Source organism: Nonomuraea sp. NPDC049684 (genome assembly GCF_044465345.1).
Taxonomy (GTDB): Bacteria; Actinomycetota; Actinomycetes; order Streptosporangiales; family Streptosporangiaceae; genus Nonomuraea.
Genome location: NZ_JBITLO010000006.1, coordinates 141158 through 162883, shown reverse-complemented (window position 1 = coordinate 162883; position 21726 = coordinate 141158). Strand labels below are relative to the sequence as shown.

Annotated in this window: 22 protein-coding genes; 8 read left to right on the top strand and 14 right to left on the bottom strand. The window is 73.7% G+C overall.

Translation table 11 applies throughout. The annotated features are described in order from the left end of the window. The first annotated feature begins 19 nt into the window (after positions 1–19). Together ACIBST_RS21160 and ACIBST_RS21155 are read left to right on the top strand one after the other, a co-directional pair. Entirely contained in the window at positions 20–2323 is a 2304-nt protein-coding gene (locus ACIBST_RS21160) for a phosphoketolase (protein ID WP_397173780.1), read from the top strand. Then, complete coding sequence (locus ACIBST_RS21155; RefSeq protein ID WP_397173779.1) at positions 2299–3477, top strand: acetate/propionate family kinase; 1179 nt, start codon at positions 2299–2301, stop codon at positions 3475–3477. The genes ACIBST_RS21160 and ACIBST_RS21155 overlap by 25 nt, the downstream gene beginning before the upstream one ends. Positions 3478–3489: 12 nt before the next feature. Here the strand turns inward: ACIBST_RS21155 and ACIBST_RS21150 are convergent, their stop codons facing one another. The 3 genes from ACIBST_RS21150 to ACIBST_RS21140 form a co-directional block, all read right to left on the bottom strand. Further along, a complete protein-coding gene (locus ACIBST_RS21150) occupies positions 3490–4755 on the bottom strand; it encodes a PAS domain S-box protein (RefSeq protein ID WP_397173778.1) in 1266 nt (421 codons plus the stop codon). A 40-nt stretch (positions 4756–4795) separates the two neighbouring features. Beyond that, positions 4796–5269, bottom strand: a complete 474-nt coding sequence (locus tag ACIBST_RS21145) for an ATP-binding protein (RefSeq protein WP_397173777.1) — start codon at positions 5267–5269, stop codon at positions 4796–4798. 93 nt (positions 5270–5362) lie between these two features. Then, entirely contained in the window at positions 5363–6007 is a 645-nt protein-coding gene (locus ACIBST_RS21140) for a response regulator (protein WP_397173775.1), read from the bottom strand. 316 nt (positions 6008–6323) lie between these two features. On the opposite strand from ACIBST_RS21140, the gene ACIBST_RS21135 reads away from it, so the two are divergent. The 4 genes from ACIBST_RS21135 to ACIBST_RS21120 all read left to right on the top strand — a co-directional run bounded on the left by ACIBST_RS21135 (position 6324) and on the right by ACIBST_RS21120 (position 10593). Further along, positions 6324–6806, top strand: coding sequence for a cation:proton antiporter regulatory subunit (locus ACIBST_RS21135; RefSeq protein ID WP_358010494.1), 483 nt, complete (start codon positions 6324–6326; stop codon positions 6804–6806). A gap of 8 nt (positions 6807–6814) precedes the next feature. Continuing rightward, positions 6815–7975 (top strand): cation:proton antiporter, encoded by a 1161-nt coding sequence (locus ACIBST_RS21130; protein ID WP_358286270.1) that lies wholly within the window; start codon positions 6815–6817, stop codon positions 7973–7975. Between the two features lie 17 nt (positions 7976–7992). Next, on the top strand, positions 7993–8610 hold the full coding sequence (locus tag ACIBST_RS21125) for a pentapeptide repeat-containing protein (RefSeq protein WP_397173773.1): 618 nt from the start codon (positions 7993–7995) through the stop codon (positions 8608–8610). A 78-nt stretch (positions 8611–8688) separates the two neighbouring features. Next, on the top strand, positions 8689–10593 hold the full coding sequence (locus ACIBST_RS21120) for a hypothetical protein (protein WP_397173772.1): 1905 nt from the start codon (positions 8689–8691) through the stop codon (positions 10591–10593). Between the two features lie 21 nt (positions 10594–10614). Here the strand turns inward: ACIBST_RS21120 and ACIBST_RS21115 are convergent, their stop codons facing one another. The 3 genes from ACIBST_RS21115 to ACIBST_RS21105 all read right to left on the bottom strand — a co-directional run bounded on the left by ACIBST_RS21115 (position 10615) and on the right by ACIBST_RS21105 (position 12796). Further along, positions 10615–11607: a hypothetical protein gene (locus tag ACIBST_RS21115; protein WP_397173770.1), complete on the bottom strand. Its 993-nt coding sequence runs from the start codon at positions 11605–11607 to the stop codon at positions 10615–10617. Next, positions 11597–12130: a copper resistance protein CopC gene (locus tag ACIBST_RS21110; protein WP_397173768.1), complete on the bottom strand. Its 534-nt coding sequence runs from the start codon at positions 12128–12130 to the stop codon at positions 11597–11599. The genes ACIBST_RS21115 and ACIBST_RS21110 overlap by 11 nt, the downstream gene beginning before the upstream one ends. A 102-nt stretch (positions 12131–12232) precedes the next feature. Beyond that, entirely contained in the window at positions 12233–12796 is a 564-nt protein-coding gene (locus ACIBST_RS21105) for an MFS transporter (RefSeq protein ID WP_397173766.1), read from the bottom strand. Between the two features lie 76 nt (positions 12797–12872). Between ACIBST_RS21105 and ACIBST_RS21100 the strand changes: the two genes are divergently transcribed. Further along, positions 12873–13175: a hypothetical protein gene (locus ACIBST_RS21100; RefSeq protein ID WP_397173764.1), complete on the top strand. Its 303-nt coding sequence runs from the start codon at positions 12873–12875 to the stop codon at positions 13173–13175. Here ACIBST_RS21100 and ACIBST_RS21095 read toward each other — a convergent pair. The 3 genes from ACIBST_RS21095 to ACIBST_RS21085 all read right to left on the bottom strand — a co-directional run bounded on the left by ACIBST_RS21095 (position 13142) and on the right by ACIBST_RS21085 (position 15639). Further along, entirely contained in the window at positions 13142–14107 is a 966-nt protein-coding gene (locus tag ACIBST_RS21095; protein ID WP_397174254.1) for a fatty acid desaturase family protein, read from the bottom strand. The two genes, ACIBST_RS21100 and ACIBST_RS21095, sit on opposite strands and share 34 nt — an antisense overlap. A 223-nt stretch (positions 14108–14330) precedes the next feature. Beyond that, a complete protein-coding gene (locus ACIBST_RS21090) occupies positions 14331–14756 on the bottom strand; it encodes a nucleoside deaminase (RefSeq protein ID WP_357976749.1) in 426 nt (141 codons plus the stop codon). Next, the gene (locus ACIBST_RS21085) at positions 14743–15639 is read right to left on the bottom strand and encodes an LLM class flavin-dependent oxidoreductase (RefSeq protein WP_397173763.1); all 897 of its coding nucleotides are present in this window, start codon (positions 15637–15639) and stop codon (positions 14743–14745) included. Before ACIBST_RS21085 ends, ACIBST_RS21090 begins: the two co-directional genes overlap by 14 nt. Positions 15640–15734: 95 nt before the next feature. Between ACIBST_RS21085 and ACIBST_RS21080 the strand changes: the two genes are divergently transcribed. Then, positions 15735–16193, top strand: a complete 459-nt coding sequence (locus tag ACIBST_RS21080; RefSeq protein WP_358286255.1) for an Lrp/AsnC family transcriptional regulator — start codon at positions 15735–15737, stop codon at positions 16191–16193. 36 nt (positions 16194–16229) lie between these two features. On the opposite strand, the gene ACIBST_RS21075 is transcribed toward ACIBST_RS21080, so the two are convergent. The 5 genes from ACIBST_RS21075 to ACIBST_RS21055 all read right to left on the bottom strand — a co-directional run bounded on the left by ACIBST_RS21075 (position 16230) and on the right by ACIBST_RS21055 (position 21701). After that, positions 16230–17369 carry an FAD-dependent oxidoreductase gene (locus tag ACIBST_RS21075; RefSeq protein ID WP_397173761.1) on the bottom strand — a complete coding sequence of 380 codons (1140 nt, stop codon included), beginning with the start codon at positions 17367–17369 and terminating at the stop codon, positions 16230–16232. 25 nt (positions 17370–17394) lie between these two features. Beyond that, positions 17395–18963 (bottom strand): MFS transporter, encoded by a 1569-nt coding sequence (locus ACIBST_RS21070; RefSeq protein WP_397173759.1) that lies wholly within the window; start codon positions 18961–18963, stop codon positions 17395–17397. 85 nt (positions 18964–19048) lie between these two features. Further along, positions 19049–20434, bottom strand: a complete 1386-nt coding sequence (locus tag ACIBST_RS21065; protein WP_397173757.1) for an FAD-binding oxidoreductase — start codon at positions 20432–20434, stop codon at positions 19049–19051. A 46-nt stretch (positions 20435–20480) separates the two neighbouring features. Then, a complete protein-coding gene (locus ACIBST_RS21060) occupies positions 20481–20741 on the bottom strand; it encodes a hypothetical protein (RefSeq protein WP_397173755.1) in 261 nt (86 codons plus the stop codon). A gap of 69 nt (positions 20742–20810) precedes the next feature. Further along, the gene (locus ACIBST_RS21055) at positions 20811–21701 is read right to left on the bottom strand and encodes a hypothetical protein (protein WP_397173754.1); all 891 of its coding nucleotides are present in this window, start codon (positions 21699–21701) and stop codon (positions 20811–20813) included. Positions 21702–21726 lie beyond the last annotated feature (25 nt).

Below are 21726 nucleotides of genomic sequence, written 5' to 3'. Positions count from 1 at the left end.
CGGAGGAATGGGCAAGGGCATGGACCACATAGACGCGTACTGGCGGGCGGCCAACTACCTGTCCGTCGGGCAGATCTACCTGCTGGACAACCCGCTGCTGACCGAGCCGCTGCGTCCCGAGCACATCAAGCCGCGCCTGCTCGGCCACTGGGGCACCACCCCGGGGCTGAACTTCTGCTTCGCCCACCTCAACCGGGTGATCTCCGAGCGCGACCAGGACATGATCTACATCGCCGGTCCCGGCCACGGCGGGCCCGCCGCCGTCGCGCACGCCTGGCTGGAGGGCTCCTACACCGAGCGCTATCCGGACGTCTCGCAGGACGCCGAGGGCATGCGGCGGCTGTTCCGCCAGTTCTCCTTCCCCGGCGGCATCCCCAGCCACGTCGCGCCCGAGACCCCCGGCTCCATCCACGAGGGCGGCGAGCTGGGCTACTCCCTCGCCCACGCCTACGGCGCCGCGTTCGACAACCCCGGCCTGGTGGTGGCCTGCGTCATCGGCGACGGCGAGGCCGAGACCGGCCCGCTGGCCGCGAGCTGGCATTCCGACAAGTTCCTCGACCCCCGGCGCGACGGCGTCGTGCTCCCCATCCTGCACCTGAACGGCTACAAGATCGCCAACCCCACCGTGCTCGCCCGCATCCCCGAGCAGGACCTGTTCAAGCTCATGGAGGGCTACGGCTACCGCCCCCACCTGGTCGGCCCCTCGCACGAGGAGATGGCCGCCACCCTGGACACCGTCTTCGACGAGCTGGCCGAGTACAAGGACGGCCAGGACCGGCGGCTGCCGATGATCGTGCTGCGCACGCCGAAGGGCTGGACCGGCCCACGCGAGGTGGACGGCAAGCCGGTCGAGGGCACCTGGCGGGCCCACCAGGTGCCGCTGTCGGGCGTCCGGGACAACCCGGCGCACCTGGCGATGCTGGAGGAGTGGATGCGCTCGTACCGGCCGCAGGAGCTGTTCGGCTCCGACGGCAGGCCGGTCGAGGAGGTGCTGGCGACGGTGCCGCGGGGGCCGCTGCGGATGAGCGCCAACCCGCACGCCAACGGCGGCGAGCTGCTGCAGCCGCTGCGGCTGCCGGACTTCCGCCGGCACGCGGTCGAGGTCAAGTCCCCGGCCGCCCAGCTGACCGAGCCGACGCGGGTGCTCGGCGGGTTGCTGCGCGACGTGATCGCCGGCAACCCGCGCAACTTCCGGCTGATGGGCCCGGACGAGACCGCCTCCAACCGGCTGCAGGCCGTGTTCGAGGTCACCGACCGGGCGTGGGAGGCCGAGCTGCTGCCCACGGACGAGAACCTGGCCCCGGGCGGCCGGGTGATGGAGGTGCTGAGCGAGCACCTGTGCCAGGGCTGGCTGGAGGGCTACCTGCTGACCGGCCGGCACGGCCTGTTCAACTGCTACGAGGCGTTCATCCACATCATCGACGCCATGTTCAACCAGCACGCCAAGTGGCTGGAGTCGTCGCAGAAGATCCCGTGGCGGCGGCCGGTGGCGTCGCTGACGTACCTGCTGTCGTCGCACGTGTGGCGGCAGGACCACAACGGCTTCAGCCATCAGGACCCCGGCTTCCTGGACGTGGTCGTCAACAAGAAGGCGTCCGTGGTGCGGGTCTACCTGCCGCCGGACGCCAACACCCTGCTGTCGGTGGCCGATCACTGCCTGCGCTCGCGCGACTACGTCAACGTGATCGTGGCGGGCAAGCAGCCGGTGCTGGACCTGTTCACCATGGAGGAGGCGATCGCGCACAACACGCGCGGCCTGGGCATCCTGCCGTGGGCCTCCACCGACCAGGGCAGCGAGCCGGACGTGGTGCTGGCCTGCGCGGGCGACGTGCCGACCCAGGAGACGCTGGCCGCCGCGGCGCTGCTGCGCGAGCATCTGCCCGAGCTGAAGGTGCGCGTCGTCAACGTGGTGGACCTGATGCGGCTGCAACCGCGGTCGGAGCACCCGCACGGCCTGCCGGACGCCGAGTTCGACACGCTGTTCACCGTGGACCGGCCGATCATCTTCAACTTCCACGGCTACCCCTCGCTCATCCACCAGCTCGCCTACCGCCGCACCGGGCACGCCAACATGCACGTGCGCGGCTACAAGGAGGAGGGCACCACGACCACGCCGTTCGACATGGCCATGCTCAACGACATCGACCGCTACCACCTGGTCATCGACGTCATCGACCGGGTGCCGGGGCTCGGCTCCAAGGCCGCGCACCTGCGCCAGCGGATGAGCGACGCGCGGCTGCGGGCCCGCGCGTACACCAGGGAGCACGGCGAGGACCCGGCGGAGATCAGGTCGTGGACGTGGCCGGCCGAATTCTCGTCCTGAACACCGGCTCCTCCTCCATCAAGTACGAGCTGGTGGACGCGCGCACCCGGGAGCGGCCGGCGCGCGGGCTGGTGGAGCGCATCGGCGAGGAGCGCGGGCGGCTGACGCACCACGCGGACGGCGGGCCGCCGTACGTGCGGGAGGAGCGCTTCCCCGGGCACGCCGAGGGGCTGACGGCGATGCTGGAGGCGTTCGCGCGGGCCGGGCCCGAGCTGGCGCCGGTCGCGGTCGGTCACCGGGTCGTGCACGGCGGCACCCGCTTCACCGGCCCGGCCCTCGTCGACGACGAGGTGATCGCCGCGATCGAGGAGCTGGCGCCGCTCGCGCCGCTGCACAACCCGGTGAACCTGGCCGGGATCCGGGTGGCGCGGGCGGCGTTCCCCGGGGTGCCGCAGGTGGCGGTGTTCGACACGGCGTTCCAGCTCACGCTGCCGCCGCAGGCGTACACGTACGCGGTGCCGCGGGCCTGGCGGGAGCTGGGCGTGCGGCGCTACGGCTTCCACGGCACCTCCTGCGCCTACGTCTCCCGCCGCGCCGCCGCCCTCCTCGGCCGCGACCTGGCCGACCTCGACCTGGTCGTGCTGCACCTGGGCAACGGCGCCAGCGCGACGGCGATGTCCGGCGGGCGCAGCGTGGACACCTCCATGGGGCTGACCCCGCTGGAGGGGCTGGTGATGGGCACCCGTTCCGGCGACGTGGACCCCGCCATCGCCGGCTACCTGGCGCGGGTGCGCGGCCTGGGCGGCGAGGAGGTCGAACGCGCGCTCAGCCACGAGGGCGGCCTGCGCGCCCTGGCCGGGACGCTCGACATGCGCGAGGTGCGGGCGCGCGGCGACGAGGAGGCCCGGCTGGCCCTGGAGGTCTACACCCGGCGCATCCGCAAGTACGTCGGCGCGTACTACGCCCTGCTCGGCCGCCTGGACGCGATCGTGTTCACCGGCGGCGTCGGCGAGCACGACGCGGCCACCCGCGCGGAGTCGCTGGCCGGGCTCGACCGGCTCGGCATCACCGTGGACCCCGCGCTGAACGCGGCCGGCCCGGCCGGGGAGCGGGCGGTCTCGCCGCCGGGCGCGGAGGTGGCGGTGCTGGTCGTGCCCACGGACGAGGAGTGGGAGATCGCCCGCCAGTCGCTGGAGGTGCTCCCCCGCCGCTGAGCGCCGCTCCGGTCAGGCGTGCGGGACGGCCGGGACCCAGAAGTCCACGATGGTGCCGGCCCCCGGCCGGTCGGTCAGGCTCCACCAGCCGCCCGCGATCTCGGCCCGTTCGCGCATCTCGATCAGCCCGAAGTGCCGCAGCGGCCCCTCGGCGCCCGGCGGCAGCCCGGCGCCGTCGTCGGCGACGCGCACGTGCACGCCGCGGTCGAGCGAGACCAGCGAGAGCCTGATCGAGGTGGCGCGGGCGTGCTTGCGCACGTTGGTGATCGCCTCCTGGCAGATCCGGAAGATGGTGACGGCGGCCTCGGGCGGCGGGTCGGCGTCGAGGCGGTGGTCGATCTCGAACGACAGCCCGGTGCCGGCCGTCACCTGCCGCAGGTAGCCGGCCAGGCCCTCGACCAGGCCCTCCTCGTCGAGGGCCGGCGGGCGCAGCTCGAAGGTCAGGTCGCGCAGGCGGGCGACGGCGGCCTCGACGGCCTCGCCGATGCCGCGTTCGTCGAGGGCGCGGGACACGTTGCGGCGCTCGGTCAGGTCGCGGGTGACCTTGCCGAACCCGCGCAGCTCGCCGCGGTCGTCGTGCAGGGCGGTGATGACCACGCTGGCCCAGAACCTGGTGCCGTCCTTGCGGACGCGCCAGCCCTCCTCCTCCCACCGGCCGTCGGCGACGGCGACCTCCAGCTCCATGGCGGGTTTGCCGGCCGCGACGTCCTCGGGCGGGTAGAAGACCGAGAAGTGGCGGCCGATGATCTCCTCGGCGTGGTAGCCCTTGATGCGCTCGGCGCCGGCGTTCCAGCTCACGATCCGGCCCTGGGCGTCGAGCATGAAGATGGCGTAGTCGACGACGTTCTGGACCAGCAGGCGGAAGCGCTCCTCGCTGTCGCGCATCGCCTGCTCGGCCAGGCGGCGCTCGGTCAGGTCGCCGGTGACCTTGCCGAACCCGCGCAGCAGGCCCCGCTCGTCGCGCAAGGCGGTGATGACCACGCGCGCCCAGAACCGGGCGCCGTCCTTGCGCACCCGCCAGCCCTCGTCGGCCACCCGGCCGGCCGCCGCCGCGCGGCCCAGCAGCTGTTCCGGACGGCCGGCCGCGACCGCCTCGGGCGGGTAGAACACCGAGAAGTGGCGGCCGATGATCTCCTCGGCCCGGTAGCCCTTGATGCGCTCGGCGCCGGCGTTCCAGCTGGTCACATGGCCCGCGGGGTCGAGGAGACAGATCGAGTAGTCGACGACGCTGCGGACGAGCAGCTGGATGTCCTCTGACTGCCTGTCTTGACCGGGCATACTGCAGCTTCGCACGGCCCGGCGGAAGACCGAAACTCGATCATGCCCTGGAGCGCTCCTGGGCGGGCGCGACGACGTGGGGCGCCAGCTCGCACCACACCACCTTGCCGCCTTCCCCGCTCTCCCCGGCTTCCCCGCCTTCGTCGGCTTGGTCGCCTTCGTCGGCTTCGTCGGCGCGGGAGACGCCCCAGCCGGTGGACAGCAGCTCGATGACGTGCAGGCCCCAGCCGTTGTCGGGCCCCGGCTCGCGCGGCTCGGGCAGGCGGGCGCCGCGGTCGCGCACCTCGATCCGCACGTGGGAGGGGGTGCAGCGGATGCGTAAGGCGGGCGGGCCGTCGCCGTGCACCAGCGCGTTGGTCACCAGCTCGGAGACCACGAGCAGGACGTCCTCGCGGCGCCCGAGGTAGCCGCACTCGGCCAGCACCTCACGTGCTCTCTGACGGGCCGCGGTGATGCTGCCCATCTCTTCCGGCAGCCGGGTGTCCACCTGGTACGGCGCCGCGAAACTGCCCATCCTCCTACTGTCGGGCAGTACAGGGTTGATCACGAGACGCAGCGGAACCACTTCTTCCGGTGCGGATGAGGGACGCCCTCTGGTGCATCTGCGTCAGTCGAGCAGCCCTTCCCGTCGCGCGACGGCCACGGCCTCCAGCTTGGAGCGGGCCCCGAGCTTCTCCAGGACGTGCTGGACGTGGTTGCGCGCGGTGTTGCGGGCCACGCCGAGCCGCGCGCCGATCTCGACCGTGCTCGCTCCTTCGGCCAGCAGCCGCAGCGTCTCGCGCTCGCGCGCGGTCAGCGCCGTACCCGGGCTCCGCACCCGGCCGGTCAGCCGGTCGAGCACGCCGGGCAGCAGGCCGGGCGCAAACACCACGCCGCCGGCGGCCACCTCGCGCACCGCCGACTCCAGCTCCTCCAGCCTGGACGACTTCACCAGCAGGCCCGCCCCGCCCGCCTCCACCACCCGGGCGGCGACCGAGGCGGTGGCCTCCCCGGTGAGCACCAGCACCCGGGCCTCGGGCGCGACCGCCGCGAACCGGCCGATCGCCTCGACGCCGTCGCCGTCGGGCAGCCGCCGGTCGAGCACCACGACGTCGGGCCGGCTGTGGGCGGCCGCGGCGAGGGCGGCGGCGACCGTGCCCGCCTGCGCCACTACCTCGATGCCCGGCGCCCGGCCGAGCGCCAGGCCGATGGCCTCGGCCACCATCGCGTGGTCCTCCACGAGCAGCAGCCGGATGGGGGAAGTGGTCGGCATCGCTTCGTCTCGCCTCTCCCGCGGCAACGTCCCCGGCATCTTCCCACCCGCGTCCGGCCCGCGCCGCCGGTTCCCGCGCGGCCTGTCCCCGTGCCGCCCGCTCCCGCATCGCCTGTCCGCGCCGCCCGTTCCCGTGCCGCCTGTCCCGCGCCGCCTGTCCCCCGCCGCCTGTTCCGGCGCAGGCCGGGCGGGCGGCGTCGCGGGCGGCCGGGAGGGCGCGGGACGGCTCATGGGCGGGATTCGAGGAGGTCGGAGAGGCGGCGACCATTGGTAGTGTTGTCCGAAAATATGCGTATTTTTTGGATGGGTGGGATAGGTGGAGGTTGAGCAGACAGCGTTGCCGGGCATCGGACTCCGGCACGATTTCACCACCCGCGCCGGCCAGCGAGTAGGCATCGTCTCGCACCGCACCGGCCGTCGCGACCTGGTGATCTACGACAAGGACGACCCCGACCGCGCCTGTCAGACGGTCAAGCTGAACGACGAGGAGGCCGACGCCCTGGCCGAGCTCCTCGGCGCCCCCCGCATCGTCCAGCGGCTCAACCAGCTGCACCAGCAGGTCGAGGGCCTGGTCAGCGTCCAGCTCCCCATCCCGTCCGGCTCCCCCTACGCCGGGCGCACCATGGGCGAGGCGCGGGTCAGGACCCGTACCAGCGCCTCCATCGTCGCCGTGGTCCGCGGCGGCCAGGTGTTCGCCAGCCCCGGTCCCGACTTCGTCTTCGGCGAGGGCGACGTCGTGGTCGTGGTGGGAAGCGCGGACAGCACCGCGGAAGTCGCCGGCATCCTGGCTGACGGGTAGGGCCGCGGGTGCACGAAACCGCGGTCATCTTTCTCGAATTCGGTGCTGTTCTTCTAGGTCTGGGGGTATTGGGCGCGCTCGCGCTGCGCGTCGGCATCTCACCGATCCCGCTCTACCTGATCGCCGGTCTGGCGTTCGGCACGGGCGGCGTGCTGCCGCTGGCGACCAGCGAGGAGTTCATCTCGGTCGGCGCGGAGCTGGGCGTCGTCCTGCTGCTGCTGACGCTCGGTCTGGAGTACAACGCCGACGAACTGGTCACCAGCCTCACGAGCAACGCGCGGGCCGGCATCGTCGACCTCGTGCTGAACGCCGCCCCCGGCGCGATCTGCGCCTTGCTGCTGGGCTGGGGGCCGGTCGCGGCGGTGGCCATGGCGGGCGTCACCTACGCCACCTCCTCCGGCATCACCGCCAAGGTGCTGTCCGATCTGGGGTGGATCGGTAACAGGGAGACGCCGACGGTGTTGTCCCTGCTGGTGTTCGAGGACCTGACCATGGCGGTCTACCTGCCGGTCCTCACCACGCTGCTGGCGGGCCTGAGCCTGGTCAGCGGGGCGATCTCGGTCGGCATCGCGCTCGGCACGGTGAGCGTCGTGCTCGTCGTGGCGCTGCGCTTCGGGCGCTTCATCGAGGCGTTCGTGTCCAGCCCCAACTCCGAGGTGCTGCTGCTGAAGGTGGTCGGGCTGGCGCTGCTGGTGGCCGGGCTGGCCCAGCAGCTGCAGGTCTCGGCGGCGGTCGGCGCGTTCCTGGTCGGGATCGCGCTGTCGGGGCAGCTCGCGCACGACGCGCAGGCGCTGCTCGCGCCGCTGCGCGACCTGTTCGCGGCGGTGTTCTTCGTGTTCTTCGGGTTGCAGACCGATCCGGCCAAGATCCTGCCGGTGGCGGGGCTGGCCGCGCTGCTGGCGCTGGTGAGCATGGTGACCAAGCTGCTGACGGGCGCGTACGCGGCCAGACGGGCGGGCATCGGCAAGGCCGGTCAGGCGCGGGCGGGCATCGCCCTCATCCCGCGCGGCGAGTTCAACATCGTCATCGCCGGTCTGGCGGTCGGCGCCGGGGCCCATCCCGACCTCGGAGCCCTGGCGGCGGCGTACGTGCTGATCCTGGCGGCGTTCGGGCCGCTGGCGGCCAAGCTCGTCCAGCCGCTCATCACGGCCATCGCGAACAAGGCGTGATCCGCTAGTTTGTTCGCATGGCCGACCGTAAGCACGGGGTGCCCGCGCCCCCGATCGAGACGACGATCCACGCCGACGACTGGGACAGGACGGAGATCGCCGGTGAGACCTTCCACCGGGTCCTGTTCCAGGGCGTCGACCTGACCGAGCTGGTCGACCAGGGGGCCTCGTTCGAGGAGTGCACGTTCAGGAACGTGCGGCTCAACGTCTCCGTCCACGAGGACGCGCGCTTCCTCAACTGCCTGTTCAGCCGGTGCTCCCTGTTCGACGCCACGTTCAGGGGGTGCAAGCTGACCGGCAGCATGTTCGACGGCTGCACCTTCGGGCTGCTGAAGGTCGACGGCGGCGACTGGTCCTACACCGGGCTGCCCGGCGCCGACCTGCGCGGCAGCGCCTTCCACGGCGTCCGGCTGCGGGAGGCCGACCTGACCGGGGCCCGGCTGGCCGGGGCCGAGCTGCGCCGGGCCGACCTGTCGGGGGCCTGGCTGCACGGCGCCGACCTCACCGGCTGCGACCTGCGCGGCAGCGACCTGAGCACGCTCGACCCGCACACGGTCACGCTCAAGAAGGCGGTCATCGACCCCGTCCAGGCCACGGTCATCGCCGAGGCCCTGGGCCTGGAGGTCCGCTCCTGAGCGGAGGCCCTTGAGGTCCGCTCCTGAGCGAAGGCCCTTGAGGTCGGTTCCTGAGGCGGGGTCGGCGATGATGGCGGGGTGCCGATCGCCGATCTCAACGACGCCGAGCGGGCCGTGGCCGCCGCGCTCGCCCACGGCCGCGCCGTCGACCTGCGCACCGGCGACCCCGCCGCCGACGACCCGGCCACGGCCGCGTCCTGGGACGCCGGCCGCACGGTCCGCGGCGAGGCGCTGGCCGGGCTGCTGCTCGGCGGGTTCGACGAGCCCGCCGCCCAGCCACGGCTGATCCTGGCGGGGGCGAGGATCACGGGCGCGCTCAACCTGGCCTTCGCCGAGCTGCCCTTCCCCGTCACCTTCCAGGGCTGCGCCTTCGACGCCGCCCCCGACCTCTACCACGCCCGCACCCGCTTCCTCAGCTTCAGCGGCTCCCTGCTGCCCGGACTGACCGCCTCGAACGTCCAGGTCGAGGGCAACCTGCGGCTGGCGGGCAGCCACGTCACCGGCGAGCTGCGGCTGCCCGGCGGCCGGATCAGCGGCAACCTCGTGCTCAACTGCGCCCGCCTGAGCCACCCGGCGGGCACGGCGCTCAACGGCGAGCACCTCGACGTGGCCGGCCACCTGCGCGCCCAGGACGGCTTCGCCTGCGACGGCACGCTCGTCCTGGCCTCCGCCCGGATCGGCGGCGCGGTCGAGCTGGACGGCGCCCGACTCAACGCGCCGGGCGGCACGGCCCTGGAGGCGTCCAACGTGATCGTCCAGGTCGGGCTGTTCGCGCGGGACATGGAGGCCGACGGCGAGGTCAGCCTGCGGTTCGCCCGCGTGTCCGGCCCGCTCACGTTACGCGGCTCGCGCATCCGGCGGCCGGGCGGGCTCGCGCTGCGCGCCACCGGGCTCAACGCCGAGGCGGGGCTCTTCCTGGCCGGGCTGACGGCCGAGGGGCAGGTGCGCCTCAACCGCTCGGTCGTCGTCGGCACCCTCGGCCTGGAGGGCGCGCGGCTGAGCGCCCCGGGCGGCGTGGTGGTCGCCGCCGACGGCCTCACCGTGAACGGCTCGCTGCTGGCCTGGCGAGGGCTGCGCGCCGAGGGCGAGTTCAGCCTGCTCGACGCCACGGTCACCGGACCGGCGCACTTCGAGGGCGCGACCCTGGTCAATCCCGGCGGAGCGGCGCTGTCGGCCAACGGCCTGTCGGTGGGCAAGGTGCTCAACCTCTGCGACGGCTTCTCCGCCCGCGGCCGGATCAGGCTGACCAGCGCCCAGGTCGGCAGCCGCCTGTGCCTCGACGGCGCCACCCTGGCCGCGCCCGGCGAGGTGGCGCTGAAGTGCTGGCGGCTGGAGGCCCGCGAGCTGGCGCTGCGCACGGCCGCGCCGGTCGAGGGGGTGGTGGAGTTACGGTACGCGCGGATCGGCGTCCTGCGTGACGACCCCGCCGGGTGGCCGCGGGCGATGCGCATGGACGGGCTGTCGTACGAGGTGCTCGACCCCATGCTGCCGGCGGCCGGGCGGCTGCGCTGGCTGCGTACCGACCCCGACGGCTACCTGCCGGGCGCCTACGAGCAGCTCGCCGCGATGTACCGGCGGCTCGGCGGCGACGCCGACGCCCGCGAGACGCTGCTGGCCGGCCAGCGGCGACGCCGCGCCGCGCTCCCCTGGTACGCCCGCTTCTGGGGCCACCTCCAGGACGCCACCGTCGGCTACGGCTTCCGCCCCCTGCGCGCGGCGGCCTGGCTGGCCGCGCTGCTGGCCGCGGGCACGGTCGTGTTCGGGCTCGACGTGCCGCCGCCGCTGAAGCCGGGCGAGGCGCCGCCGTTCCACGCGCTGGTCTACACCCTCGACCTGCTGCTGCCGATCATCGACCTCGGGCAGGAGAAGGCCTACAACCCGCAAGGGGGCGCGCAGTGGCTGGCCTGGGGACTGATCATGGCCGGCTGGGTGCTGGCCACGACCATCGCCGCCGGTCTGACCCGCTCACTGCGCCGGACCTGAGCCGGGGGCCGCGGGACGCCGTCAGCACAGCGCCATGGCCGTCTGCCACAGGCTGGGCAGGGCGGCCAGCACGTGGTCGCCGCGGCGGCGCCGGTCGGCGAACGTCTCGGCGCCGAGGTCGGCCAACAGCTCCTGGAAGCCCTCCTCGTACCCGCCCGGCGCGCCGGCGGCGGCGCGTTTGTCCAGGCAGCGCGCGTACGTGGCGACCAGCCAGAACACCGCCTCCCGGTGGAGCCCGGCGGCGACGAGCTCGCGGCTGCCGTCGATGGCCACCGGACGCGCCTGCGGCGAGATGTCGGAGGCGAAGCGATAGGAGGACGCCTCCAGCCCGGCCGTCGCGTCGAAGACCGTCTCCAGGGCCGCCAGGTGCCGCTCCACCCGCTGCCGGGTCATCCGCGCGCAGCCCAGCAGTTCGAGCAGGTGCTCGTGCCAGTCGAGCCGGCCGTGCCCGGCCAGCAGCTCGCGCACGGCGGCGTACCGGCGGCGCACGGTCGGGTTGCGCAGCCCGGCGACCAGCAGGACGTGCGTGGTCACGCCCGTGCCGAACAGCCAGGACGCCACCTGCTCGGGGACGGGCGCGTTCTCGTCCATGGAGTTGATCCAGCCGCGCACCCGGTCCATCGCCTGCGTGCAGCGGGCGATGATCCAGGGCCGCTCGGCGAAGTCGCGGGCCACCAGGCGCTGGATCTCGCCGAGCCGCCCGGTCGGGTCGGCCAGCACGCCGGGCAGGTGGAAGCTGCCGGCCAGGTGGTAGTCGCTCAGCACCTCGTGGGTGGAGCCGATGCGGGCGATGCCGGAGACCTCCAGCAGGACGCCCTCGTAGCGGAACTTGCCGATCGCGGGCGGCGGGTCGGCCAGCACCATCACGTCCACGTCGGACGTGGGGCCCAGCTCCGTGCCCGGGGCCGCCCACAGCGCGGACCCGGTCAGGAACGCCCCCTCGAACCCGGGCAGGCGGGCGCCCTCGTCGAGCACCCACTGCCGCGCGAGCTGCCTGGCCCGCTCAACCAGCATCCACGTCCTCCCGGTCAGGGCCGCGCCGCGCGCCCCTGATCAGGAGGAACGCGCCCAGCACGACGAGCACCGCCAGCCCGCCCCAGATCCAGCCGGGGACGCCCGTCGCGGCGGGCCGTTCCTCGACGGGCGAGGACGCCACTGCCGGTTGAGAACTAGATCCTTTCATGACGAACGGGATTTCGCCCTCGATCGGATGTCCGTCCGAGGACACGACACGCCAGGCGATCACGTACGAACCGGGCGCGGGCTGCCGGGGCACGTCGGCGGCCACCTTGGGCCCGTCGACGCGGGGCTTGCCGACCTCGACGGCCTTGCCCGCCGCGTCGTGCAGCACCACGAAGGGGAACTGGACGTGGGCGTTGAACTCCAGCTCGATCCGCTCGATCGCGGACACCTGCGCGTTCTTGGCCGGTGAGCTGCTCTTGAGCGTGTCGTGGGCGAGCGCCGCGGTGGACGGCAGCAGCGCCAGGAGGGCCGCGCAGACGAGTACGGCCAGGCGGAAGGGCCAGGAGGGTTTCATCGCAACTCCGGATGCGGACGGCCGGACCGGCGCGGGGGCGCCGTCCGGGCACGGAAGGTCAAGGATCGGACGAGGACGCGTCCTGAGCCGGACGCGGGACTTTCAGCGGAGGCGGAGCCGCCGGGGTGGTCCTCGCCGGGTGACCGTGCGGCAGGCGGTCCTGCCCATCGGAGTGGGGACGTCGGCGTACGCCGCGGGACGCCCGCCGGGGCGGCGCGGCCCGACCGGAACCTCGACCGGCCCGAGCGGCAGCGGGCCGAGGATCGCGGGCGGCGCGGCGGACAGGCGGATCATCAGCCACAGCGCGCGCTCGCCACGGTGCAGCCACCACGCCGTCAGCGCGGCCACGGTGAGGTGGACCAGCGCCATGGCGGGCGCGGGATGGCCGTGCGCGGCGGCGGCGCCCGTGGCGGGCGCGAGGCGTTCGAAGAGCTGGTGCAGCACGAGCTGGGTGAGCGTGGTGGCGGCCAGGATCGCCGCAGGGCCGCGCTCGCGGCCGCTGATCGTGGCCGCGGCGGCGAGGGCGGCCAGCACCCCGAGCGCGCCGCCCCAGAGCGGGACGGCCCCGCCACCGGCCAGCAGGTGCCCCGTCGCGGACACGAAGCCGCAGACCGTCGCGAACACGACGGCCCGCGACAGACGCAGCCAGACTGACGCGGCGGTCACAGCCGCCATCCTTACACAACCGCCACACTTACCAGGCGGCGCGTTCGGCGTGTCCGTGCGGGGGCAGCGGATTCTGATGGACTTCGCCCGAGGCGATGGGCCGGATCTGGAACTGGTGGTCCGGCAGGAGCTGACCGACGCGGGTTTCAACGTCGAACCGTCCCTGCTGCCGGTCGACGGGGGGCTCACCGTCTGGCACGACCCGTCCCGCGGGGTGGTGATCGTCTGGGGGCCGGCCGGCACCGACACCGCGGCCCGCCTGGTGAAGTACGCGACCATCCGCACCGCGGTCCTGCTCGCGCTGCGGATGGTCCTGGCCGGCGCCGGTCACGAGATCCGGGAGGATCACGAGGGCCTGGAGCTGGTGGTCACCTCCTGAGGGGCGCGCAGCGGCGCCCCGACGTCGTGCAGGTGCCGCATGGCCTGGGCCCACGACTCGACGAGCCCGCACTCGACGTACTCGACGCCGAGCTCGCGGCAGTACTCGCGCACGATGGGCCGGGCGCGGCGCAGGTTGGCCGAGGGCATGCCGGGGAACAGGTGGTGCTCGATCTGGTAGTTGAGCCCGCCGAGCGCGACGTTCATGATCCGGCCGCCGCGCACGTTCCTGGAGGTCAGCACCTGGCGGCGGAGGAAGTCCAGGGAGTCCTCGGCGGTGAGCACCGGCATGCCCTTGTGGTTGGGCGCGAACGTGCAGCCCAGGTACACGCCGTAGCAGGCCTGGTGCACGGCGAGGAAGACGAGCGCCTTGCCCGGCGGCAGCACCGCGAACACCCCCGCCAGGTAGGCCAGGTTGTGCGCGACGAGCAGCAGCCCCTCGGTGCGTCCGCCCTTCACCCTGCGCAGCGCGCGGAAGCCGGCCACCTTCAGGTTCAGGCCCTCAAGGGTGAGCAGGGGGAAGAACAGGAACGCCTGCCACCTGCCGATGAAGCGCGGCAGCCCGCGGCTGGCCTCGGCCTGCCGCCGCGACCAGATGAGGATGTCGGGCGCGACGTCGGGGTCGTGGTCCTCGTGGTTGGGGTTGGCGTGGTGGCGGGTGTGCTTGTCCATCCACCAGCCGTAGCTGAGCCCGACGGTCAGGTTGCCCACCACCAGCCCGGCGATCCTGCTGCGCCGCCGCGACCGGAACACCTGGCCGTGCGCCAGGTCGTGGGCCAGCAGCGTGACCTGGGCGAAGGCGACGGCCAACAGCGCCGCGACGCCGAGCTGCCACCAGGAGTCGCCGACCGCGGCGAACAGCGTCCACCCTCCGGCGAACAGGGCGGCCACCAGGCCGATCCTGATCGCGTAGTAGGCGGGCCGCCGCTCCATCAGCCCCGCCTGGGCGATGCGGCGCGACAGTTGCGCGAAGTCGCTCCCCCGGGGCGCGGCGCGAGGGGTTTCCACCACGGTCAAGGTTCTCTCCGATGCTGGTGAGGCGGGCGTGATCACTCCTCAGCATCGCGGCGGCGGCCTTCCGGCGGACCCCCGCTGTCACCCGTCCTGTTGGTGGGGCAGGCCCTACCATCGGCGGCCGCCGGCCGGGCCGCGCGGGTCAGCGGTAGTAGCCCTCCAGCGGCGCGCTGGCCTCGGCGTACAGGGCCGGGCCCTCCTGCGGGACGTGCGGCCAGCCGGGGCCGGTCTTGAGGCCGGCGAGCTGCTCGTTCGACAGGGCGTAGACCACGCGGCCGAGGCCGGAGCGTTCGATGGCGCCGGCGCACATGCCGCACGGCTGGCAGCTGGTGTACATGGTGGTGGCGGCCGCGGCCTCCGGGGTCAGCTCGCGGGCGGCCCAGCGGGCGAGCTTCAGCTCCGGGTGGGCGGAGATGTCGCGGTCGCCGAGTACCGTGTTGTGCTCCTCGGCCAGCACCTCGCCGCCGGGGCCGGCCAGCAGCGAGCCGAAGGGGGCCTCGCCGTTCGCGCGGGCGCGGGCGGCCAGCTCGATGGCCCGGCGCAGCAGGGTCTCGTCATCGGGGGTCATCGTCGTCCTCCTTGGACGGGTCGGGGGATTCGAGGTCGTGGGATTCGAGGTTCCAGTGGGCGGCCACGGCCGCGAGCGCGTGCCAGGCCGTCTGGGGGTGCAGCGTCTCGGCGGGGTCGCCGGCGAACGGGTCGAGCACGACGGTGTCGGCGCCCAGCCGCCGCAGCGCGTCGAGGTCGGCCAGGATCTGGTCGAGGGTGCCCTCCCCGGCGTGGCGGCCGGGGCCGGTGACCGGCTCGGCGGTCAGCCGCAGCAGGATGCGGGGCGCGAACGCGGGCACCGGGCGGCCGAGCTCGGCGGCGACGTCCGACAGCCGCCCGGCGGCCTCGCGCAGCCAGGGCAGGGTGTTGCGCAGGGGGTGCCAGGCCTGGCCCAGCCGTACGGCGCGGCGCAGGCCGGCCTCGCCGTTGCCGCCGACCCAGAACGGGATGGGCCCGGCGCGGTAGTCGTCCGTGGCGGACCAGGCGGCGCGCATGGCCAGCAGGTGGTCGTCGGTCAGCCGTCCGCGCCGCTCGAACGGCACCCCGAGCGCGTCGAACTCCTGCCGCGCCCAGCCGATGCCCACGCCGAGCACCAGCCGGCCGCCGCTGAACCGGTCGAGGTTGGCCGCCATCCGGGCCGTCACCAGCGGATGCCGGTACGGCACGATGAGCACCGAGGTGCCGAGCCTGACCCGCGTGGTGATCCCGGCCAGCCAGGACAGCGTGGTGAACGGCTCGTAGAAGGGTCCCGGGTACTGCGCGGCGACGTCGGGCGTGATCGCGACGTGGTCGGAGATCATCAGCAGGTCGTAGCCGAGGCCCTCGACGGTCTGCGCCCATCGCCGCAGCGTGGCCGGGTCGGTGCCGGGCCCGAAGTTCGGTACGTTCACGCCGATTCTCATGACACCGAAGGCTATCCAGGCCGTCCCGCCGGGCTGAAGGCCGCGCTCACGGCGTAGGGCGGGGATCGCCGTGGATCTGCCGGTATATTCGCCGGATGGCCGAGGATCTCGACGACACCGACTGGGCGATCCTGGCGGAGCTCCAGCGGGAGGGCCGCCTGCCGCTGACCGAGCTGGGCCGCCGGGTCAACCTCAGCGCCTCGGCGACGACCGAGCGGGTCAGGCGGCTGGAGGCGCTGGGCGTCATCGCCGGCTACCGGGCGGAGGTCGATCTGGGCAAGGTCGGGTTCGGCGTGCTGGCCGTCGTGCGGCTGAAGTACCCCGGCAGCCGGCACGAGCCGCTGCGCCGCCTGCTCGGCGAGCGCCCGGAGATCCTCGAATGCCTGCGCACCACCGGGGAGGACTGCTACACGCTGAAGGTGGCGGCCGGCTCGATGCCCCACCTCGAACGCGTCATCGACGAGCTGGCCCGGTTCGGCAGCACCACGACCAGCATCGTCTACAGCCAGACCCTGCCCTACCGGGGCCCGGCCGCCCCGCCCGCACGGCTCTGAGGCGGGCGCGCCGGGGCCTCCCGGAGGGCGGCGGGGTCAGATCGGCTGCAACGCCGGAGCGGTGCGCGGCGCGGCCTCGTCGCCGTAGATGTGCAGGTCGGCACGGAAGGCCCGCAGGTACGCCCGGCGGTCGTGGAACGTGGCGGCCAGGGCGTCGCCGTAGTCGATGAGCTGCCGGTGGGCCTGCCGGCGCGGCTCGTAGCGGGCCTGGAGCAGCTTGTCCAGCAGCGGCAGGTCGCCGCCGGCCGCGGAGATGACGTCGGCCAGGATCTCGGCGTCGTACAGGGTGTAGCTCATGCCCATGCCGGTCATGGGGTGGCAGGCGAAGGCCGCCGAGCCGAGCAGCGCGGCATTGCCCCTGTGGTACGCCTCCACCCGCAGCGACGAGACCCTGATCGGCTGCCAGGCGGCCGCCTGCAGGGAGGCGAAGGCGTCGGTGCTGTCGGTGACGAAGCCCTTCAGCAGGTCGGGCAGGCCGGCGGCGCCCCGGCCGAAGACCTCGTCGTCCTGCTCGGGGGGCAGGCCGACGAACACTCTGGCCTGGTCCTTGTCGAGCGGGTAGAGGTAGGCGAGCCAGCCGCCGGAGCTGAAGTAGAGCCGGTTGAGCCGGGCCACGCTGGCGCTCAGCGGCACGGTGGCCACCCGCATCAGCAGCCGGTCGTAGGGCATGGTGACCTGGTCGATGTCGAGCGCCCGGCGGACGGCCGACCTGGTGCCGTCGGCGCCCACGACCACGTCGGCGCGCAGCCGGCTGCCGTCGGACAGCGTCAGCAGCTCGATGCGGTCGCCGTCGCGCTCGACGTGCTCGATGGCGGCGTCGAAGCAGAACTCGACGCCCTCCATCGCGCAGCAGGCGTAGATGAGCTCGACCAGCTCGCGGTAGGGGCGGATGAGGAAGCCCCCGTCGGGGAAGCGGCACTCCCTGATCGGCTCGCCGTCGTGGTAGTAGCGGATGAGGTCGCGCCGCAGGCCGTGGCGCTCGACGAGCTCGGCCAGCCCGTGGCGGGCCAGCACCCGCAGGCCGGGGGGCTTGAGGAAGTCGGCGCCCGCGCTGGGGATCGAAGGTCCCTGCTCGATGACGACGACGCGCTGCCCGCGGCGGCGCAGCAGCAGTGCGAGGAAACAGCCGCCGAGCCCGGCGCCGACGATGGCCACGTCGCACGAGGTGGTTGCCATGACGAGAGCCCTTCTTGAGGTTGAACTAGACGTGCGTGGTTCCGTAGGTCTCCGAGCTCTCTGCCGCCCGGGGCCTCGGGATGTGATCCCTGGGGGTCGTGCGGGTCTCGACAGGCAGCAGCGCGTCGGCCTCCGCCGCGACGGTGGCGAGGGTCATGCGCAGCTCCAGCAGCAGCCGGCGCGGCACCTTGATCATGTCGTCGCCCGGGTCGGTCCGCAGCCGGGTGATCTTGGTCAGTGCGATGGCCCCGATGAACACCGAGATGGCCACGCACATGGCGAGCGCGCCGGCCAGCCCGGCCAGCGGGCCGGTCAGGATGAACGGGTGGTCGATGACGAGGGACACCACGGCGATGCCGACGGCCCCGCCGACCATGCGCGCCATGGTGGCCGCGCCGACGGCGGAGGCGTACTGGCTGGGGCGGGCGGCCAGGGTGGTGGCCACGGAGGTGCCCGGCGCCAGCGCGCCGACGCCCATGCCGACCACGACGCTGGCGATCAAGCCCCACACCGTCGGCCCTGACTGGGTCAGCACGAGCACGCACGCGCCGCCGCAGAGCAGGGAGCCGGCGTAGATCAGGCCGTACGCGCCGATGTGCTTGAGCAGCTTGCCGGCCAGGTAGCTGGTGACGACGACGGCCGCGGAGGTGGGCGTCAGCCACATCGCCACCTCCAGCATGGGGTAGCCGAGGTGGAGCAGGTACAGCGGCTGCACGGTGAGCAGCCCGTAGGACAGGGCGCCGAAGAACCAGGTGGCCAGCCAGCCCCAGACGAACTTGCGCTGCCGCCACAACGCCAGGTCGATGGCGGGCAGGCGGTGGTGCCTGGCCTGGGCCAGCGCGCCGCCGAGCAGCGCCAGGGCCGCGACGGCCAGCCACACGACGTCCATGCCCCAGGCCATGGCCTTGGAGATGGCCAGCACGATCACCGCGATCCCGGCGGCCAGCAGCCAGGCGCCGAGCACGTCCGGCACGCCCTTGGCCGCGGTACGCCTGCCGGACGGAAGCGCGGCGCAGGCGATCAGCAGCGCGACGCCGATGACGACGTCGGGGACGAACAGGGCGCGCCAGTCGACGGTGGCGGCCAGCCAGCCGCCGCCGGCCTGCATGAGCAGGCAGCCGAGCCCGGAGGCCGAGCTCCACAGCGCGATCGCGCCCCGGCGCTGGGACTCGGGCAGCTCGCCGAGCAGCAGCCCGAGGCTGGCCGGGATCATCGCCGCCGCGCCCGCGCCCTGCACCGCCCGCGCGGCCAGCACGAACGACCAGGACGACGCGGCCACGGTGGCGATCCCGCCGGCCACGAAGACCACCAGCCCGAACGCCAGCACCCGGCGGCGGCCGAACAGGTCGGCCCAGCGGCCGGCCGTGGCCAGTAGCGCGGCGATGGGGATGAAGGCGGCGCTGGTCAGCCAGACCAGGTCGCCCAGCGGCATGCCGGCGCCCGCCGGGGTGTAACGCAGCACGCCGACGGCCAGGGTGGTGGCCGTGGTGTCGGCCATCACGGTCAGCATCACGCCCGCGCCGACCAGCCGCAGCATCACGGCGTGACGGCGGGTCACGCCGGTACCTCTGACGGCCACTGGTGTCTCACGCACTCGGTCCTCCTCGCAAGAAAGCCTCAGGTTCCCCGCCGGCCGGCACACTGCGGTGGGTGCGACCGGCGCGGGGCGGTTCGGGGGGTCAGGCGCCGTAGCGGCCGGGAGAGAGCAGGCCGTCCGGGTCGAGAGCGGTCTTGAGCCGGTGGAGCATGCCGAGGCTGGCGGTGCTGGTCTCGGACCAGACGTCGGCGGCGGCGTGGTCGATGTCGGAGCGGTAGATGGCGCAGCCGTTGTCGCGCAGCAGGCAGCTCGCGTCGTTGCGCAGCTGGTGGGCGCGGCGGGCGGCGTCGGCGTCGGCCCGGTCGAAGAAGATCTGGATGACGGCGTTGGCCATGTGCGGGCTGACCAGGTTCCACTCCACCATCAGGGCGATGCCGTGGGCGTCGACCGCGGTCTGGAGGGCGTCGAGGATGAGCTCGGTCTTCCTGGCGTGCAGCGGCATCAGCGGCAGCAGCACGAGGAAGCCCATGCCGCCGGCGTCGATCTGCTCGCAGGAGGTGACGCCGAGCGCGTTGCGCACGCCCTGGCAGGTCGGGATGCCCTGGGCGGTGAGGGCCCTGGTGTAGAGCGGGTCGTCGGGGCCGACCTCGGCGGCGTCGAGCACGCGCAGCGTCTCGCCGCCCTCGACCTCGATGAGCGCCTTGCGCAGCATCTCCTCGGCCAGTTCGACGGTGGCGCCGGTGCCGAGCAGCGGCCCGAGGACGGTGAACTTGCCGGTGTCCACGCCCGCCGGCAGCAGCCAGCCGTCGTCGCGGCCGGGCGCGAGGGCCAGCTCGCGCAGCCGCATGAGCCCGCCGGCGGGGTTGCCGCGGCGCAGGAACCCGGTCATCGCGCCGATCGCGGCGCCGACCTGGTCGCGCCGGATGCGCGCGTGCACGAGCCCGATCGTCTCCGGGCGCGGCACCAGCGAGACGGCCATGGCGGTGACGACGCCCACGTTGTGCTGGACGAACGCGGCCGTCAGGTCGGGCCCGGCGACCCGGCCGTGGTAGACGCCGGTGGGGTCGAGCCCGCCGGTGGTGATCACGCTGCCGTCGGCGAGCACGGCCTCGATGCCGGCCACGTCGTGGACCCGGGAGCGGAAGCAGCCGTCGCCGCGTTCGAGGGCGTTGCCGATGACGGAGGTGTCGGCGCAGGAGGCGGTGACGTTGAGCATCCACGGCGTGTCCCGCAGCGCCTCGGCGAGCTGGGCCTGGGTCACGCCGGGCTCGATGACGGCGTACCCGGCCTCCAGGTCGAGGGTGCGGATGCGGTTCATCTGGCTGAGGTCGACGACGACGTTGTCCTCGGTGACCGGCAGCGCGGAGCCCATGCCCCAGTTCCTGCCGGTGCTGACCGGGTAGAGGCGGCTCTTGCTCACCATGGCCCGGCGGACGAGGGCGCGTACCTCGTCCAGGGTGTGCGGGGTCTCGGTGCCCGCCAGCGAACGCGGTCGGTGGGCGCCCACGTCACGCGGCCGCAGATCCACTCGCGATAGTCCCTGCATGGCTCTCCTCGGGGGATGCGATATCACGTCAGGCGGTGTGCTGGAGGAGGTCGTCGATGGAGCCGATGGCCTGGGTGGACATCTCCCTGATCTCACGCAGCCGCTGCTCGGTGAACGCCTCGTAGGGCGCGGGCGGGACGGCGGCGGGGGCGGGGAAGTCGAGTGAGCCGCGCGGCGCGGCCTGTGCGGGCACGTCGTGCGGGCCGTAGGGGTGGCGGCGGGCGCGGGTGCGTCCGGTGTCGGACGGCTCGTGCCGGACGAGCGCGGGCAGATGCGGTGGGGTTCGCATGACGGGAGCTCTCCTACAGGGTTCGTACGGGTTGTGCGTGCTGCCGCCCGTGGAGCGGCACGTGGGTCGTCACGTGCTCTCCTGGTGGCCGGAGCGGGGGATGACGGCCGTGGGGGTCGCCCTCGGCACGCCGTGGTTGATGACGCTGGCGGCGATCCGGCGCTCGGTCAGCCCCATGTGCGGACGGGGCGTGCCGGCCGGACGCACGGCGGCCGTGCCGCGGATGATCGAGCTGGCGTGCACCCACCGGCGGGTCTCGGCCAGCACCTCGCGCTGCGCCCTGGGCAGGTCGCCGTGGGCGGCGTAGTGCTCGCAGACGGACCACGCGAGGGCGCGGGCCATGATCAGGTGCTCTTCGCAGGCCGCGGCCACCTTCGACTCCAGCCCGACCACCTGGGCCAGGAGCAGTTGCAGGTGGGCCAGGCCGGAGCTGCGGTCGAACCCGTCGAGCTCGGCCAGCCGGGCCGGCCAGCGCAGCCGCCGCTCGACGGCGGCGCGGGTGGCGGCGGCGACGTCGGCCGCGGTGCGGCCCCGCGGGTCCTCGCCCTCCAGTTGCACGGCCCGCTGCGCGGTGTGCTCGAAGTCCGACAGCCGCTTGAGGCCGCTCTGCAGCAGCCTGATGCGGTTGTGCAGGCAGGCGGCGCTCCAGCCGAGCACCAGCAGCCGGTCGCTGTCGGCCTCGCAGTGCCAGCCGACGAGGCTGACCTCGCGGGCCATGCGGTGGTGGAGCACCCATGACTCGCGCGGGTCGACGTGTACGGGGGCGTCGATCCACACCTGCAGGCCGCCGGGGGGCAGCTCGCCGACGCCGACCTCGACCCCTTCGGGAGCCACCCTGGCGCAGATGCGCTGGACGACCTTCTGCTGCGCCGCCGTCTCCGGCGCCACCGGCGCCGGGTCCGCCGCCCAGACCGGCGGCACGCGCTCGGGGGCGACTCGCGCCCTGGGCTCGATGCTCATCTGAGGCCACCTCCAGACCCGAAGG

What these genes read in the sequence shown, in the direction of transcription:
- ACIBST_RS21160 (WP_397173780.1), top strand. Translation starts at nt 20, where the DNA reads ATGGACCACATAGACGCGTACTGGCGGGCGGCCAACTACCTGTCCGTC.
- ACIBST_RS21150 (WP_397173778.1), bottom strand. Translation starts at nt 4,755, where the DNA reads ATGCCCGGTCAAGACAGGCAGTCAGAGGACATCCAGCTGCTCGTCCGC.
- ACIBST_RS21145 (WP_397173777.1), bottom strand. Translation starts at nt 5,269, where the DNA reads ATGGGCAGTTTCGCGGCGCCGTACCAGGTGGACACCCGGCTGCCGGAA.
- ACIBST_RS21140 (WP_397173775.1), bottom strand. Translation starts at nt 6,007, where the DNA reads ATGCCGACCACTTCCCCCATCCGGCTGCTGCTCGTGGAGGACCACGCG.
- ACIBST_RS21125 (WP_397173773.1), top strand. Translation starts at nt 7,993, where the DNA reads ATGGCCGACCGTAAGCACGGGGTGCCCGCGCCCCCGATCGAGACGACG.
- ACIBST_RS21115 (WP_397173770.1), bottom strand. Translation starts at nt 11,607, where the DNA reads ATGCTGGTTGAGCGGGCCAGGCAGCTCGCGCGGCAGTGGGTGCTCGAC.
- ACIBST_RS21110 (WP_397173768.1), bottom strand. Translation starts at nt 12,130, where the DNA reads ATGAAACCCTCCTGGCCCTTCCGCCTGGCCGTACTCGTCTGCGCGGCC.
- ACIBST_RS21100 (WP_397173764.1), top strand. Translation starts at nt 12,873, where the DNA reads ATGGACTTCGCCCGAGGCGATGGGCCGGATCTGGAACTGGTGGTCCGG.
- ACIBST_RS21095 (WP_397174254.1), bottom strand. Translation starts at nt 14,107, where the DNA reads ATGGAGCGGCGGCCCGCCTACTACGCGATCAGGATCGGCCTGGTGGCC.
- ACIBST_RS21090 (WP_357976749.1), bottom strand. Translation starts at nt 14,756, where the DNA reads ATGACCCCCGATGACGAGACCCTGCTGCGCCGGGCCATCGAGCTGGCC.
- ACIBST_RS21085 (WP_397173763.1), bottom strand. Translation starts at nt 15,639, where the DNA reads ATGAGAATCGGCGTGAACGTACCGAACTTCGGGCCCGGCACCGACCCG.
- ACIBST_RS21080 (WP_358286255.1), top strand. Translation starts at nt 15,735, where the DNA reads ATGGCCGAGGATCTCGACGACACCGACTGGGCGATCCTGGCGGAGCTC.
- ACIBST_RS21075 (WP_397173761.1), bottom strand. Translation starts at nt 17,369, where the DNA reads ATGGCAACCACCTCGTGCGACGTGGCCATCGTCGGCGCCGGGCTCGGC.
- ACIBST_RS21060 (WP_397173755.1), bottom strand. Translation starts at nt 20,741, where the DNA reads ATGCGAACCCCACCGCATCTGCCCGCGCTCGTCCGGCACGAGCCGTCC.
- ACIBST_RS21055 (WP_397173754.1), bottom strand. Translation starts at nt 21,701, where the DNA reads ATGAGCATCGAGCCCAGGGCGCGAGTCGCCCCCGAGCGCGTGCCGCCG.